The sequence below is a fragment of the Nocardia ninae NBRC 108245 genome, from assembly GCF_007990755.1.
GTDB lineage: Bacteria > Actinomycetota > Actinomycetes > Mycobacteriales > Mycobacteriaceae > Nocardia > Nocardia ninae.
In genome coordinates, this window is record NZ_BJXA01000004.1 from 171447 (window position 1) to 187447 (window position 16001).

Annotated in this window: 13 protein-coding genes and 2 tRNA genes; 10 read left to right on the forward strand and 5 right to left on the reverse strand. The window is 66.6% G+C overall.

All coding sequences use genetic code 11. The annotated features are described in order from the left end of the window. Positions 1-15 precede the first annotated feature (15 nt). The 3 genes from NN4_RS05965 to NN4_RS05975 all read right to left on the reverse strand — a co-directional run bounded on the left by NN4_RS05965 (position 16) and on the right by NN4_RS05975 (position 3129). A complete protein-coding gene (locus NN4_RS05965) occupies positions 16-429 on the reverse strand; it encodes a nuclear transport factor 2 family protein (protein ID WP_147128929.1) in 414 nt (137 codons plus the stop codon). Positions 430-519: 90 nt separating this feature from the next. After that, complete coding sequence (locus NN4_RS05970; RefSeq protein ID WP_147128930.1) at positions 520-2550, reverse strand: NADPH-dependent 2,4-dienoyl-CoA reductase; 2031 nt, start codon at positions 2548-2550, stop codon at positions 520-522. A gap of 21 nt (positions 2551-2571) precedes the next feature. Beyond that, positions 2572-3129: a PadR family transcriptional regulator gene (locus NN4_RS05975; RefSeq protein WP_147128931.1), complete on the reverse strand. Its 558-nt coding sequence runs from the start codon at positions 3127-3129 to the stop codon at positions 2572-2574. Between the two features lie 178 nt (positions 3130-3307). Here NN4_RS05975 and NN4_RS05980 point away from each other — a divergent pair, with 178 nt between their 5' ends. From NN4_RS05980 to NN4_RS05995, 4 genes are all read left to right on the forward strand, one after another. Beyond that, positions 3308-4666: an MFS transporter gene (locus NN4_RS05980; RefSeq protein ID WP_147128932.1), complete on the forward strand. Its 1359-nt coding sequence runs from the start codon at positions 3308-3310 to the stop codon at positions 4664-4666. A gap of 70 nt (positions 4667-4736) precedes the next feature. Next, on the forward strand, positions 4737-5540 hold the full coding sequence (gene cmrA, locus NN4_RS05985) for a mycolate reductase (protein WP_147128933.1): 804 nt from the start codon (positions 4737-4739) through the stop codon (positions 5538-5540). 153 nt (positions 5541-5693) lie between these two features. Beyond that, positions 5694-7037 (forward strand): diaminopimelate decarboxylase, encoded by a 1344-nt coding sequence (gene lysA, locus NN4_RS05990; RefSeq protein ID WP_135235334.1) that lies wholly within the window; start codon positions 5694-5696, stop codon positions 7035-7037. Between the two features lie 181 nt (positions 7038-7218). Further along, entirely contained in the window at positions 7219-8493 is a 1275-nt protein-coding gene (locus NN4_RS05995) for a diaminopimelate decarboxylase family protein (protein ID WP_371865622.1), read from the forward strand. A 153-nt stretch (positions 8494-8646) separates the two neighbouring features. On the opposite strand, the gene NN4_RS06000 is transcribed toward NN4_RS05995, so the two are convergent. Next, on the reverse strand, positions 8647-10446 hold the full coding sequence (locus NN4_RS06000) for a helicase HerA-like domain-containing protein (RefSeq protein WP_147128934.1): 1800 nt from the start codon (positions 10444-10446) through the stop codon (positions 8647-8649). A gap of 207 nt (positions 10447-10653) precedes the next feature. On the opposite strand from NN4_RS06000, the gene orn reads away from it, so the two are divergent. After that, positions 10654-11304: an oligoribonuclease gene (gene orn, locus NN4_RS06005; protein WP_147128935.1), complete on the forward strand. Its 651-nt coding sequence runs from the start codon at positions 10654-10656 to the stop codon at positions 11302-11304. Between the two features lie 55 nt (positions 11305-11359). Beyond that, positions 11360-11432: transfer RNA gene (locus tag NN4_RS06010), tRNA-His, on the forward strand. A gap of 191 nt (positions 11433-11623) precedes the next feature. Here the strand turns inward: NN4_RS06010 and NN4_RS06015 are convergent. After that, positions 11624-12838, reverse strand: coding sequence for a L,D-transpeptidase (locus NN4_RS06015; RefSeq protein WP_147128936.1), 1215 nt, complete (start codon positions 12836-12838; stop codon positions 11624-11626). A 305-nt stretch (positions 12839-13143) separates the two neighbouring features. Here NN4_RS06015 and NN4_RS06020 point away from each other — a divergent pair. The 4 genes from NN4_RS06020 to NN4_RS45660 all read left to right on the forward strand — a co-directional run bounded on the left by NN4_RS06020 (position 13144) and on the right by NN4_RS45660 (position 15870). Beyond that, positions 13144-13216 (forward strand) — tRNA-Lys (locus NN4_RS06020). Positions 13217-13409: 193 nt separating this feature from the next. Continuing rightward, positions 13410-13781, forward strand: a complete 372-nt coding sequence (locus NN4_RS44790) for an AbrB/MazE/SpoVT family DNA-binding domain-containing protein (protein ID WP_186818282.1) — start codon at positions 13410-13412, stop codon at positions 13779-13781. After that, positions 13778-14803, forward strand: a complete 1026-nt coding sequence (locus NN4_RS06030) for a tyrosine-type recombinase/integrase (protein WP_147128938.1) — start codon at positions 13778-13780, stop codon at positions 14801-14803. The genes NN4_RS44790 and NN4_RS06030 overlap by 4 nt, the downstream gene beginning before the upstream one ends. A 23-nt stretch (positions 14804-14826) precedes the next feature. Further along, positions 14827-15870, forward strand: a complete 1044-nt coding sequence (locus NN4_RS45660) for a hypothetical protein (RefSeq protein ID WP_222594993.1) — start codon at positions 14827-14829, stop codon at positions 15868-15870. Positions 15871-16001: the final 131 nt, after the last annotated feature.

Here is a 16001-nt window from a genome sequence, read left to right on the forward strand (position 1 = left end):
GGCGCCGGGTCGTCGCTAGCCGAAGACCATGGTGTTGGCGCGGGCGGTGTCCATGTATTCGCGGACGCGGTGGATGCGGCCTTCGTGGAGTTCGAAGATGAAGCAGTAGTCGTTTTCGTAGGCGTTGCCGTTGGCGAGGGTGGCGCTCATGGTTTCTTCGACGATGACGCGGTCGCCTTCGGCGTAGAAGCCGTGGAAGGTGAGTACGACGTCCTTGGCGAACATTTTGGAGAAGCCGTAGGCGAGGAAGTCGGCGATCGCGTCGCGGCCGATGATGTGGCTGGGGCCCTTCATGAAGACCGCGGTGGCGTTCTGCGGGGGTGCGAGCCACTCCGCGTCCTCGGTGAAGAACGCGGATATTTGATCGAAATCGTGTGTGGCGAAGGCTTTCCAGGCGTTTTGGACGATGGTTTTGCTGTCCTGAGTCACCCCGTCAGCGTCGCGAAGATTCCGGCGCGACGCTGGCGGAAATCAGACGAGGTCACCCGGTGTCGCCCACCGGCGACACCGGGTGATCACTCAGAGTCGCGCGGCGAGGCGGGTGCCCTGATCGATGGCGCGCTTGGCGTCCAGCTCGGCGGCCAGTTCGGCGCCGCCGATGAGGTAGAGGTTCATGCCCGCGGCGCGCAGCTCGTCCTCCAGATCACGGACCGATTCCTGGCCCGCGCAGATGATCACGTTGTCGACCGGGATCAGTTGGGGGCGTTGGCGTTTCTCGCCGAAGCTGATGTGCAGGCCGTTGTCGTCGATGCGTTCGTAGTTGACGCCGCCGATGTGGTCGACACCCTTGGCTTTGAGTGCGGCGCGGTGCACCCAGCCGGTGGTCTTGCCGAGGTCCTTGCCGAACGGCGTCGTCTTGCGTTGCAGGAGAACGACTTCGCGGGCGGCGGGCGAAGGCTTCGGCTTGGTGAGCTGACCACGAACCTGCTCGTCGTCGGCGGTGACGCCCCACTCTTCCTTCCACTCGTCGAGCTTGAGCGTGGGATGTCCTTCGACGGTGAGGAATTCGCTCACGTCGTAGCCGATGCCGCCGGCCCCGATGACCGCGACGCGCTTGCCGACCGGGCGCTCCTCGCGGACCAGTTCGGCGTAGGACAGCACCATCGGGTGGTCGATGCCGGGGATGTTCGGGATGCGCGGCTTCACACCGGTGGCGAGCACCACCTCGTCGTAGCGGGCCGCGATGAGTTCGGCGGCGGTCACCCGCTTGTTCAAATGCACTGTCACGCCGGTGACTTCGAGCATCCGGCGGTAGTACCGGATCGACTCGTTGAACTCTTCCTTGCCCGGAATGCGGCGGGCGATGTCGAACTGGCCACCGATCTTGTCGTCGGCCTCGAACAGATCGACGTGGTGCCCGCGTTGGGCGAGGTTGACCGCTGCGGACAGCCCGGCCGGGCCCGCACCGACCACGGCGACGCGCTTGGTGCGCCGGGTGGGCAGCAGCTTCAGCTCGGTCTCGTGCCCGGCGCGCGGGTTCAGCAGGCAGGACACCGTCTTGTGCTGGAAAGCGTGGTCCAGGCAGGCCTGGTTGCAGGCGATGCAGGTGTTGATCTCGTCGACCCGGTCCTGCTTGGCCTTGTTGACCCACTCGGGATCGGTGAGGAACGGGCGCGCCAGCGAAACCAGTTGCGCGTCACCGCGAGTCAGGATCTCCTCGGCGATCTCCGGCATGTTGATCCGGTTGGACGCACACACCGGAATGTTCACCTGCTTGGTGATCTTCGCGGTGAACTCGACGAAAGCCGCACGCGGCACGGAGGTCACGATGGTCGGGACACGCGCCTCGTGCCAGCCGATGTCGGTGTTCAGGATGTCCGCGCCTGCGGCTTCGAGTTCCTTTGCCAGCGCGACGATTTCGTCGAACGTCTGACCCTTCTCGACCAGCTCGGCCATGGAGAGCCGGAACACGATGATGAAGTTCGGGCCGACCGCGGCGCGGGTGCGGCGCACGATCTCCACCGCGAGGCGGCGCCGGTTCTCCGGCGAGCCACCCCACTTGTCGGTGCGCTTGTTGGTGCGCGGCGCGAGGAACTGGTTGATGAAATAGCCCTCACCACCCATGATTTCGCAGCCGTCGTACCCGGCGAACTGGGCCAGTTTCGCACAGCGCGCGAAGTCGTCGATGGTCTGCTCGACGCCCTTGGCCGAGAGCTTGCGCGGCCGGAGCGGGTTGATCGGCGCCTTGATCGACGAGGCGGAGACGCTACCGGGCATGTAGGAGTAGCGACCCGCGTGCAGGATCTGGATGGCGATTTTACCGCCCTCCTTGTGCACCGCCTTGGTGATCACCCGGTGCCGGTACGCCTCGGTCTTGTTGGTCAGCTTGTTGCCGAACGGCAGCAGCCAACCGGTGCGGTTGGGTGCGTAGCCGCCGGTGATGATCAGGCCGACACCGCCGCGGGCCCGCTCGGCGAAGTAGGCCGCCAGCTTGTTGGTGTCCCAGGCGCGGTCCTCCAGGCCGGTGTGCATCGACCCCATCACCACGCGATTGCGCAGGGTGGTGAAGCCGAGGTCGAGCGGCTCGAACAAATGGGGGAAGGCACTCATGCCTGTCTCACCTTTCTCCGGTCAATCGCCGCGCGGGGCTGTCGCGGGCGGGTGCAGCGCGTGCAGAACTTCGTCGCACCATTCGATGAACCCCGACTCCACGCGGACGCCCGCGCGTAAGACGAGGTACTGGTGCAGAGCCGTACCGGAGAGCTGATCCGGTGCCGGAAAGTCGCGTTTCTCGATGAGGCGATAGACGTCGAGGCGTTGGGCGTGCTCGTCGCGGTGCCGCGCGACCTCGGTGCGCAGCGCACCGATATCGCCGTAGGCGGCGGCGCGGATCTTGACCGCGAGCTCGTTGCGCGGGGTGCCGGTGTCCGAGGGTTCGGCGATCCAGCGGGCCAGCTCGGCGCGGCCGGCCGCACTCACGGCGTAGACCTTCTTGTCCGGTCGGCCGTCCTGGGCCACCGACTCACTGCTCAGCCAGCCGGATTCCTCCATGCGCTTGAGCACGCGATAGATCTGCTGATGCGTCGCGCTCCAGAAGTACCCGATGGACTTGTCGAAGCGGCGCGCCAGCTCATACCCCGAGCCGGCCCGCTCGGTCAGCGATACCAGCAATGCGTGCTCGAGGGCCATGCGGTCAGAGTAACCGTGACACCCAGTACTATGCAACTGAGTGCATACCCTGGGTTTCGTGTCGGGCGTTGACCCGGTTGCGCGGGCCGAATCGCATTAGGCTGCGCCGCATGGGCGAGCGAATCGTGTCGGAGCGCGGGTCGCGCATGCCAAGGCCGATTGCCGGCGAGGTGCAGGCATGAGTGAGGTGGACGCGCGGGCGACTGTCGGGCAGGCCGCCGGGCGCGGGCAGGTGGCGGCATGGGGGCTGTGGGACTGGGGATCGTCGGCGTTCAACGCGGTGATTCTCACGTTCGTGTTCTCCGTGTACCTGACCGACAAGGTCGGTGATGATCTGCCGGGCGGGATTTCGCCGAGTGCGTGGCTGGGGTGGGCGCTGGGACTGGCCGGGCTGGTGGTGGCGGTGACCGCGCCGGTCAGCGGGCAGCGGTTCGACGCGACCGCGAAACGTAAACGCTCCCTTGCTGTTTTGACGGCGCTCTGCATCGCGTCGATGACGCTGATGTTCTTCGTGCACGACGATTACCACTACCTGTGGCTCGGGCTGGTGCTGCTCGGGTTGGGCTCCGCGTTCTTCGAACTGGCCAGCGTGCCGTACAACGCGATGCTGCGTCAGGTGTCCACGCCCGCAACGGTCGGCCGGGTGTCCGGATTCGGTTGGGCGATGGGCTATTTCGGTGGCATCTTCTTGCTGCTGATCTGCTACTTCGGTTTCATCGCCGGCGAGGGTGATACGCGCGGGCTGCTCGGTATACCGACCGATGACGGACTGAACATCCGGCTGGTCGCCATCGTGGCGGCGGTCTGGTTCGCCGCGTTCGCGCTGCCGGTGCTGTTCACCGTGCCCGAATTGCCGCGCACCGACGCCGATCCCGGCGCGGCCAACGCGGGATTCTTCGCGTCGTACCGGATCTTGGCGCGCGACCTGCGCGAGCTGTGGGTGACGGACCGGCGCACGGCCACGTTCCTGATCGCCAGTGCGATATTCCGCGACGGCCTGGTGGGCGTGTTCACCTTCGGTGCGGTGCTTGCGGTTCGGGTGTACGACATCGCGGACTCCGACGTGCTGTTGTTCGGCATCGCCGCCAATGTGGTTGCGGCGCTGGGCGCGATCGTCGCGGGCCGCTTCGACGACCGCGGCGGACCGAAGATCGTCATCGTGGTCTCGCTGGTCTCGATGATCATCTGCGGTCTCGCCCTGCTCGTCGTCTCCGGCCCGCTGATGTTCTGGATCTTCGGCCTGCTGCTCACCGTCTTCGTCGGCCCGGCCCAGTCGGCCGCCCGGTCGTTCCTCGCCCGGCTGGCCCCGCCCGGCCGCGAAGGTCAGTTCTTCGGCCTCTACACCACCACCGGCCGCGCCGTCTCCTTCTTGGCCCCCACCTTGTTCGGCCTCTTCGTCTGGCTTTTCGACGCCGACCGAGCCGGCATCATCGGCATCGTCCTCGTCCTCGTCCTCGGCCTGCTCGCCCTGCTCCCCGTCCGCTCCCCCGACCCCACTGAGATTGCCACCCCACCCAAGATCGACCGGCTCACCTGAGCGGTCCCTCGTTCCCAGTGCCGTATAGGAGGGGTGCGTGGGACGGAGGTGAATCGCATAGGCTCCTGGCGTGAGCTTGCCCTCCCCTACTTCTGAGAATCGCGCGGTGGTTACCGGCGCCTCCTCCGGCATCGGCATGGCGTTGGCCGCCGAACTCGCCGCGCGCGGGTATTCGTTGATTTTGGTCGCGCGGCGCGGTGAAGTGCTCACCGAGCTGGCGCAGCGGCTGACGTTGGCGCACGGGATCGCCGCCGAGGTGCGCGCGGTGGACCTCGCCGATCGGACGCAGCGTGCGGCGCTGGTCGAGGAGCTCTCGGCGCGCAATATCTCGATCCTGTGCAACAACGCGGGCATCGCGACGTTCGGGGCCGTTGCCGAGCTCGATCCGAGTTACGAGCGTGCGCAGATGGAACTGAATGCTGTTGCGGTGCATGATCTCACGCTTGCCGTGCTGCCCGGCATGATCGAACGCGGCAATGGCGGGATCCTGATCAGCGGCTCGGCGGCGGGGAACATGCCGATTCCCAATAACGCCACCTACGCCGCGAGCAAGGCGTTCGCCAACACGTTCTCCGAGTCGTTGCGCGGCGAGCTCAAGGGTTCCGGCGTCCATGTCACGCTGCTCGCACCGGGCCCGGTGCGCACCGACGCGCCCGACCCGGCCGACGCGTCGATCGTCGACCGGCTGGTGCCCGACTTCATGTGGGTGTCCTCGGAGTACACGGCCAAGGTGTCCATCGACGCGCTGGCCCGCAACAAGATGCGGGTGGTGCCCGGATTGATCAGCAAGGGGATGAGCGTGGCAGGCCAGTACGGTCCGCGCGCGGTCACCGCGCCGATCGCGGGTGCCTTCTACAAGAAGCTCGGCGGCTAGCGAGACGCACCTCACGACCGGGGTCAGGGATCCGTCAAGATCGGGCCTTCGGTCGTCAAGCAGCCGTAAGCTGGACGTTTGCCCCAGCGGAATCGGCGTAGTCCTGACAGCGGCCCCGCATACGGAATAGCGGGGGCGCACACAGGAGACACCGTGACGCTGCTGGAAATCTTCCCGTCGCTGAAGTCGGGAATGCCCTCTCGTCTCGACTCGGCCGTATGGCCGCGCGACACGCATTACGACGACGCGGGTCGCATCACCATCGGCGGGGTGGCACTGGCCGACATCGCCGACCAGTACGGCACTCCGACCTACGTCCTCGACGAGCGTGAGGTCAGGGAGCGCTGCCGCGCCTACCGCAAGGCCTTCCCGGAGGCCGAGATCATCTACGCGGGTAAGGCATTGATGATCCGCGCGGTCGCCAACTGGGTTTCCCAGGAGGGGCTGTCGGTGGACGTGTGCTCGTCCGGCGAGCTGGCCATCGCCTTGGCCGCCGGGGTCGCCCCGCGCCGAATCATCATGCACGGCAACGGAAAGTCGTTCGACGAACTGACCGCCGCGATCAAGGCGGGGGTCGGCCGGATCGTGGTCGACTCGCTGGCCGAGATCACGCTGCTCTCGGCGCTGGTCACCGACTCGCAGAATGTGTTGCTGCGCCTGTCCCCCGGCATCGACGTGCACGGACATCCCGCCGTGAAGACCGGCGTCACCGACCAGAAGTTCGGCTTCCCGCTCGGCGGCGACACGGCTGCGGAGGCGGTGGCGCGCATTCTGCGGCAGCCGAAACTGAATCTGGTCGGCTTCCACTGCCACCTCGGCTCGCAGATCTGTGACCCGGACTACTACGGCGAGGCCGTGCGCCGGGTGGTCGCCGAGATGGCGCGGGTCCGGCAGGACCACGGACACCTGCTGACCGAGCTCGACCTCGGCGGCGGGCACGCCGTCGCCTACCGCACCGGCGACCCCGAGATGAACCTCGGCGAACTCGCCGCGATCATCGAGGACGCGTTGGACGCGGCCTGCGCACGACAGCACTTCCCGCGCCCGCACATCTCGCTGGAGCCGGGCCGGGCCATCGTCGCGCACGCGGGCGTGACGCTGTATCGGGTGCTCTCGGTCAAGCACATCGAGGGCGGGCACACCTATGTGACCGTCGACGGCGGGATGAGCGACAACCCGCGCGTCGCGCTGTACGGCGCGCGCTACAGCGTTGTCGTCGCGAACCGGCACCCGACCTGCGCCAGCATGACCGCGACGGTGGCCGGCCGCTTCTGCGAGGCGGGCGACATCCTGGCGACCGACGTCCAACTGCCGGTCGACCTGCGGCCCGGCGAGGTGCTCGCGGTGCCGTCTACTGGCGCGTACCACCACAGCTTGGCCTCGTCCTACAACAGCGTCGGCCGGCCGCCGATCGTCGCGGTGCGGCACGGGCAGTGCCGGGAGCTGGTGCGCCGGGAGACCATCGCCGATCTGATGTGCCGCGACGTCGGCTGCTGAGTGTCCCCGCCGGACCGCGCGGCGTTTGCTCGCCGTGCGGTCCGGCGCGTCAGTGATCCGTCAAGATCGGGTCGCGGGTGGTCAACGTTGCGCTAAGCGACTGCTCCCTGGCGGTTCGGCGGCGTAAGTCTTGGTAGGCCCCGCAGATGGAGAAAGCGGGGAGCGGATCAGGAGAGCACCCGTGACGCTAGTGGACTTCTTCTCGCCGATGCGGTCGGGAACTGCCGCGCACCTGGATTCCGCGGTATGGCCCAGCGACGCGAGGTATGACGACGAGGGTCGGATTGTGGTCGGTGGGGTCGCGCTGGTCGACATCGCCGAAACGTACGGCACCGCCGCTCGGGTGCTCGACGAGCGGGAAGTGCGACAGCGCTGCCGCGCGTATCGCAATACCTTCGCCGAGGACGAGATCGCTTACGCCGCAACAGCGTTACTGCTGGGCGCGGTGGCCGACTGGGTCACCGGCGAGGGGCTGTCGGTGGTCGTGTGCTCGTCCGGCGAGCTGACCGCCGCGCTCACGGCCGGGGTCGATCCGAAGCGAATCATCCTGCACGCCAACGGTGTATCACGCGAGACGCTGGAGACCGCGGTGGCGCGGCAGGTCGGCCGGATCGTGCTGAGTTCGCTCGCCGAGATCGATCTGCTCACCACCGTTCTCGCGGCCCGCCCGCAGCGGGTGCTGTTGCGCGTAGCTCCTGGTATCGACGGAGACGCTGCCCACGAGGCGGACCGACCAGGGTTTCCGCTCGGTGCGGCCACCACCGAGGCCGTGGCACGGGTGCTGGGCGCGCCGATGCTCGAGCTGATCGGCTTCCACTGCCACCTCGGATCGCAGATCTACAACCCCGATCACTATGGCGAGGCGATCCGCCGGATGGTCGCCGAGATGGCGGTGGTCCGGCACGACCACGAGCGCATGCTCACCGATCTCGATCTCGGCGGCGGGCACGCCATCGCCTACCGCAACGGTGACGCGGAGATGAACCTCGCCGAACTCGCCGCGATCATCGAGGATGCCCTCGACGCGGCGTGCGCCCGGCAGCATTTTCCGCGGCCGAGGGTCGTCCTCGAACCGGGGCGCGGGATCGTGGCGCGGGCCGGGGTGACGCTGTACCGGGTGTTGTCGGTCAAGCACAGCGACGGCGGGCATGTCTCCGTCGTCATCGACAGCGAGACACGCACGCGGGTAGGAACTTTCGCGGGGACAGTCGTGGCGAATCGCCTGGTGACCGGTCCGCTGGTGAGCGCGACCGTCGCGGGGCGAGCGGGCGATGTCATCCTCGCCACCGAGGTGCGGCTGCCCGCCGACCTGCGGCCCGGTGAGTTGCTCGCGGTGCCGTGCACCGGTGCGTATCAGCATGGTTCGCCACGCACCCGCGTCATCGCCGTACGCGAGGGTCACTACGCACAACTCGTTCGCCGCGAACCGAGTCTGCTCGATCGTGACGCGAGCTGACGGGGCTCGATCGCGGTACACACTGACGGACTCATTGCGGCGCGCTTGGTCTGCTGAACCCCGACGGGGAACTCAACTACACCCTCACGGTTCGAGCTGCGTCTGCTCACGATTTCCCGCACACCACACTGTGCGCGGGAAATCGACTGGCTGTCAGCGCTTTCGGGTGCCGAAGATGCTGCGGCTGATCTCCCGGCCCGCAGCGGTGGCCGCCGAGCGCAGGAAGCTCTTGACCGCAGGGTTTTTCATGATGCGTTCGGCGGTGGAGTCCTCGTCGGTCTTCGACGCCCGACCGGGTGCCGGGGCGGATTCCGGGCTCTGGTCCGCCGCAGCGACTTTCGCGGCGAGCAGCTCGTAGGCCGATTCGCGGTCGATGGTCTGGCCGTACTTGCTGTGCAGCGAGCTGGACAGTGCGCGCGACTTGATCGCGTCGTCGCCGATGGTGTCCATGAGCGAGCGGGGCGGCTGAATCCTGGTCCATGCCACCGGGGTCGGTGCGCCCTTCTCCGAAAGCACCGTCACCACGGCCTCACCGGTGCCGAGCGAGGTGAGGGCCTTCTCCAAGTCGTAGGTGCTGGTCTTGGGATAGGTGCGCACCGTCTTCGACAGTGCCTTCTGATCGTCCGGGGTGAAGGCGCGCAGCGCGTGCTGGATGCGCGCACCCAGTTGGGAGAGCACCTGATTCGGGATGTCGGTGGGCAGCTGGGTGCAGAAGAACACGCCGACGCCCTTGGAGCGGATCAGCTTGACGGTCTGCTCCACCTGGTCCAGGAACGCCTTCGACGCGTCCGCGAACAACAGGTGCGCCTCGTCGAAGATGAAGACCAGCTTGGGCTTGTCCACGTCGCCCACCTCGGGCAGCGTCTGGAACAGATCCGCGAGCACCCACATCAGGAAGGTGGAGAACATCACCGGCCGCGCCGCCTGCGCGCCGAGCTCGAACAGCGTGATGACGCCCTGCCCGCCCGCGGTGCGCACCAGATCGCTCGGATCCAGTTCCGGCTCACCGAAGAACGTGTCGCCGCCGTCGGCCTCCAGATTGACCAGCGACCGCAGGATCACGCCCGCGGTGGCTGCCGAGACCCCACCGATGCCCTTGAGATCCTCCTTGCCCTCCGCGCTGGTGAGATGCGTGATCACCGCGCGCAAGTCCTTGAGGTCCAGCAGCGCGAGACCGTTCTTGTCCGCCCAGTGGAAGATCAGCCCGAGCGTGGATTCCTGAGTCTCGTTGAGCCCCAGCACTTTACTGAGCAACACCGGGCCGAACGAGGTGATGGTGGCGCGAATGGGGACACCGATGCCGTTGGTGCCGAGCGAGACGAACTCGGTCGGGAAGCCCGTCGGCTTCCAGTCCTCGGCGCCGGTCTCGGCAGCGCGAGCACTCAACTTGTCGTTGGCCGCCCCCGGCTGTGACAGGCCCGACAGGTCGCCCTTGATGTCGGCGAGCACCACGGGAACCCCTGCGGCCGACAGCTGTTCGGCGATGCCCTGCAAAGTCTTCGTCTTGCCGGTGCCGGTCGCGCCTGCCACGAGGCCGTGCCGGTTCATGGTGCGCATCGGAATGCGCACCCGCGCGGCCGGATCCACCTCGCCGTCGACCACCACGGTGCCGAGCTCCAGTGCCACCCCATCGAAGGCGTACCCGGCCGCGATCTCCTGTGCGGCCGCCGACCCCTTGCTGGCTGCGGTGTCCGCCTCGCCTGCCCCCGCAGCGTCCGCCTTCTGATCGGCTTTGCTCGCTGCTTCGGCGGCGGCAGCGGCAGTCTCGTCAGCCTTGGCCGCCGCGCTCTCCGCTTTGGCCTTCGTCTTGGCCTGCACGCCCTTCTCACCCGCCTCCTGCTCGGCAAGCTCACGCTCGGCGGCCTCCGCAGCCGCAGCCGCCTCCGCAGCAACCCGCGCCGCGTCCTCAGCAGCCTTACGCGCCGCAGCAGCTTTCTCCTGGGGGCTACTCATCGCACGTCCTCCGTCTGGTCTGACTCGAACTGCTAACGCAGTGTTTGCTGTCGTACCGAAAACGCCTGTGCCGATCTCGGGAAACTGTATCCCTGAGGGACCCTCCAGTGGTCTCGCCTCCCTGCGACGGCGCGGACTTCTCCCTCGAATGCGCCGTTCGCGCGCCGCCGCAGGCGCTGCAAAAACGACACAGCTAATGTTGCTGCCGTGTCAGATAAATACGTGGTGTGGATGGATTGCGAGATGACGGGCCTGCGCCTGGACAGCGACAAGCTGATCGAGGTGGCCGCGCTCGTGACCGATAGCGACCTCAACATCCTCGGCGAGGGTGTGGACGTGGTGATCCACGCCGACGACGCGGCGCTGGCCGCCATGCCCGCGGTGGTCGTCGACATGCATGCGCGCTCCGGGCTGACCGAGGAGGTGCGCCGCTCCACGGTCACCATGGCCGAGGCCGAGCAGCAGGTGCTGGACTACATCCGCCAGTACGTGCCCACTCCGCGCACTGTGCCGCTGGCCGGTAACTCGATCGCTACCGACCGCGGCTTCATCGCCCGGGACATGCCCACGCTCGACGCCCACCTGCACTACCGGATGATCGACGTGAGCTCGATCAAGGAGTTGTGCCGCCGCTGGTACCCGCGCATCTACTTCGGTCAGCCGGAGAAGGGCCTGGCCCACCGCGCGCTGGCCGACATCAAGGAATCCATCCGCGAGCTGGAGTACTACCGCCGGACCGCGTTCGTCGCACCCCCCGGACCGTCCACCACGGAGATCGCCGCGATCGCCGCCGAGATCGGCAACGCCGCGGGACCCGCCGAATCAGCCCAGGTCAACGCCTCGTCGGAAACCGATTAGGGAGACGAAGGGGTGACACGCTAATATCGACGGCGCCGGTGTTCATCCGGTGATGGTGACCGTAGTTCAGTTGGTAGAGCACCAGGTTGTGATCCTGGCTGTCGCGGGTTCGAGTCCCGTCGGTCACCCTGAGAGGCCCGGGCTGGAGAGAAATCTCCAGCCCGGGCCTTTTCTTTTGCCCGGCCCCGCCCCGCACGCCTGCTGACGAGTTGCACACCGACACGCGTGCAGATGTCACAACGTGTGCGACTACGGAGATGGGACCCGCAAACGACGAACGGGCCACCAGCTACTGCTGATGGCCCGTTGACGTCGCCGCTCAACGCGGGTCGGCGTTGCCCGCCTTCCACACCGGCCAGGGGATGTTCCAGTCCCCCAAACCGTCTACGCCGGACAACGTTCCGCCGACGGTGTTCTTGATGATGGTGATGTCACCACGCTTGGCGTTCTGATACACCCACTGCGCGTTCGCCGGGCTCAGGTTCAGACACCCATGGCTGGTGTTGCTGTAACCCTGCTGCCCGACCGACCACGGCGCCGAGTGGAAGAAGATGCCGCTGTAGGAGATTCGCGTCGCGAAGTCGACCGGCGTCTTGTACCCGTCCGGCGAGTTCACCGCCACACCGTAGGTCGAGGAATCCATGATGATTTTCTCGTGCCGGTCGCTGACGATATAGATGCCGTTGTCGGTGGGCGTGCTGTTCTTCCCCATCGAGGTCGGCATGGTCCGGACGACCTCACCGTTCTTCTCGACCACCACCTGCTTGGTGTTGTCGTCCGCGGTGAAGATCACCGCATCACCGATGGTGAAGTACGAGTGGATGTTGTCCTGGCCGTACAGACCGTCACCCAGATCACGGCCATACACGTTCACGTCGATGGTGACCTTCGTCCCCGGCGCCCAGAAATTCTCCGGACGCCACCGGACCTCGCGATTATTCACCCAGTAGAACGCGCCCTCCACCGGCGGCTCGGTAGTGATTTTGATCGCATCCTGGGCGGCCTTGCGATCCGGAATCGTCTCGTCGAACTGGATCGCCACCGGCTGGCCGACGCCGACCACCTCGCCCTCGCCGGGCAGCAGATACGGCTTGGTCTGGCTGTCCGGGGAGCTGGTGGTGAAACTGAGCGTGGTGGAGCTGGCGCCGCCGAGGCCGATCGCGTCCGCCTTCAGGCGGTAGACCTTGCCGTAACCGAGCACCTCGGTGGTCTCCCAGGACCGGCCATCCGCGGCCAGCCTGCCGTTCACCGGCTTACCCTGCGCATTCGCCAACGTCACGTTGGTGAGTTTCCCGTCCTCGACCTGGAAGGCCAGCGGTACACCCGGCGAGACCCCCATCTCGCCGTCCTTGATCGGCGACAACAGCTTCGGCTTGATCAGCTCGACCAGCGGGTTCCGGTCGATGGCGATCGACGACGAGTCCGCCGAGTCCGACGAAGAGCACCCCGATAACACCGACGCGGCCACCGCGAATGCGACGAGAGGTGCGGTGATATGTCGTATCCACCGACGCCGACCATGACCAACGCTCATTCCAACCCCGTTTCAAGTCTCGGTGCATCAGAAGCACACCGATGGCTTCGGATCCCAACCGCCTACAGCTCAACCCGCCGTGCCTGCGGAGCGGTCGAGACCACGTTCGGTCATTCTGCCAGTCCGAGACGCTCGCACCAACGCGAATCCCGCGCCGACACAGACGTGTTACACCGGATAGATCCGAACTGTCCGGTTCGGTGTTAACACCCGCGACCGAACCGTCATCACCCCCGCTCAGGAGGCGATTTCACATCTGCCGCCTCGGCCTGTTAAGGTTTGTCCCGCACCGGAACACGGAGCAAGCGCCATTAGCTCAATTGGCAGAGCAGCTGACTCTTAATCAGCGGGTTCGGGGTTCGAGTCCCTGATGGCGCACAATTTTGGTACTCCTGGACACCTTCCTCGTATCGCGTGTTCTAGCACGCTAGAACACGCTGCGGAGACGCCGGATATCGCTGGCCTCTTCCCCTTTGCCTTACCCACATCAGGCACGACACCCGATCCCGCCGATGCAGCACCGGACTCGGGCATCCCGACGGAGCGGTTGCGGGGCGGGCGCCTGGACCCGATGCAGCCGACCTCGCTGGACCGGACTCGTGTCGTCTACGGCTCCGTGCTGGTCAACCACGCCGGACGCCTGGCCGAGCGCGCGGTACTCGGCTCACTCGACTGGAACCCGGGCACCCCGGTCCGGATCCGGCCCGCCGCGCCCGGTGTACTGCTGGTCACCGACGGCGAGCCCGGCGGACACACGATCGCACGCAACGGCCAACTCTCCATCCCCGCCGACATCCGCAAGGCGATCCGCCTGCGCAAAGGCGACCGCGTGCTGCTGGCCGCCCATCCCGACCAGCGGCGGCTGATCATCATCTGTCAGGTCGCGCTCGCGGACCTGGTCACCGAGATCCGCGACCGTATCGACGGCGGTGAGCAGCCATGACAACCGCGACCCCCGCGATCACCTCCGCCGAACTCGACGCCGCACGCACCCTACTGGCCCGGATGGGCATCACCGCCGCCGATCTGCTCGACATCCGCCCACCCGCACCGACATTCGCCGATTACATCCCTCTCGTACGCGAGCGGGCGACCTCGGAAAGCACCCTGCGCACCTACAACACCCACTGGAAATACCTCGAACGGGAATGGGGCTCCCGCCGAATCGACGAACCCACCGCCGCGGAAATCACCGAGATGCGCGACACCGCTCGACGCAACGCCAAACAGGACCGTAACGCCCGCGACGGCCGCGGCGCCGCCGAGGCCATGATCAGCGCGTTGCGGTTCCTCTACAAACACGCCGAGAACGACGGACTTCTCCGGCCGGGCGACAACCCGGCCAAACGAGTCGCCAAACCGCGTCGCATCCCGTCCACCAGGCGTGGCCTCCCGCTCGAGCAGCTCACCGAGATCGCGCGGGTCGCCGCGACCACCGGCAACGACCCGGACCTGGACACGCTGCTGCTGCGCTTGCACGCCGAGACCGCGTGCCGCCGTGGCGGGGCCCTGGGCTTACGCCTCGACGACCTCGACCCCCAGCAATGCCTGATCTACCTCGTCGAGAAAGGCAAAATCCCTCGCTGGCAACCGATCTCGCCCACTCTGATGGCGAACCTGCTCCATCACGCCCGCGAGCGCGGCGTGCAACCCGGTGAACAACTGCTGCGCTACCGCAACGGCAAACCGATCACCCGCCGCCGCTACGACGGACTGTGGACCCGAATCGGGCTCGAATTGCCGTGGGTCGAAAAACAGCAGATCAGCACCCACTGGCTGCGGCACACGACCCTGAAGTGGGTGGAACGCAACTTCGGCTTCGCCGTGGCCCGCGCCTACGCCGGGCACGCCGAAGGAAAATCCGAGGGCTCGACCGTCATCTACACCCGCGCCAGCCTCGAGGAAGTCGCGTTGGCATTGGCCACATTGACCGGCGAGCCCCATCCACTCGCCGCAGCGGCGTGAACCGGCCGGATGGAGACACCACTATGACCATCGAAGCGACCTGTCCTACGACACGCCCCAGCAGTGAAGGCGCGGTGACACCGCTTTCCGAAGGTTTCAACCCGCTAGAGGAGGTGCCCGACGATGCCATGCTCCGAACAGCCCTCAAAAGCTGCTCGACCAAGAAGGACATGATGCAGCTCGTGTGCGAGCTGTTTGGAGACCCGAAGACCGACGACGTGCGCTCGGTGCTGGCGCGCTGCGGAGCACAGGTCTCGCGTCAGCACGCATCAAACGTGGTCAACGATTGGCGGCGAACGCACCACCGCCGGCCTCGGCCTGCCGACCCGGATCGGCACGCTACTGCCGGAGTCGCCGACGCCCTGCCCGCGTCGCCTGACGGCGTCGGTCTCGCGGATAGGGAGGACACGGTCACTGAGGTGACGACACTCGAGCTCGAACAGCAACCGGTGGACGCGTCAATTACAAAGTCTCGTACAAATGACGAGATCGACCCGTCGCCTGTCGATGTACTCATGCCGGAGCACCGCCGGGTCGACGCGTCACCCTTCAACGAGTTGACGGTTGATAGCGTCAAAGACGACGAATCCGGTCTCGACGCTCGAGCAGCTGAAGCGCCGCGGACGTCGTCTCGCCCGGTCAGGATCTGGCCCGTGCTGCTGATCGCGCTGCCCGCAGCGTTGGCGGTGTGGTCCGGTTGGGTCGGTCTGGGTGAGCTGACCGGGTTCGGTATCATCCATCCTTTGCCGGGCATCTGGGATTCCGGCCGCCTCAACACCGCGATCACGCTGCCGATCGGCGTCGAAGCGTACGCGTCCTACGCCTTGTATGTCTGGTTGTCGGGTCGCGTCCGGACCGCGAAGACCGTCAACTACGCCAAGTGGTCGGCCATCGGCAGCCTGACGCTAGGCGCTGTCGGGCAGATCGCCTACCACCTGTTGCAAGCCGCGGAAACCCGGATCGCACCGTGGCCGATCACGACAATGGTCGCGTGCCTGCCGGTTGTCGTGCTCGGAATGGGTGCTGCGCTCACGCACATGCTCCTGCGCGAGACCGACGCAGATTGAGGTAGACGAGAGGCCGGTCTTCGCGGGTCGGCGGGCCTTCTCAGTCTGCCTTGGCGGCGGGGGGTGTCAAGCCGCGAAAAGCGTGCGGCTTGACACCCCTTTTCCGCCGCCAAGGCGGACTGAACGGCCAG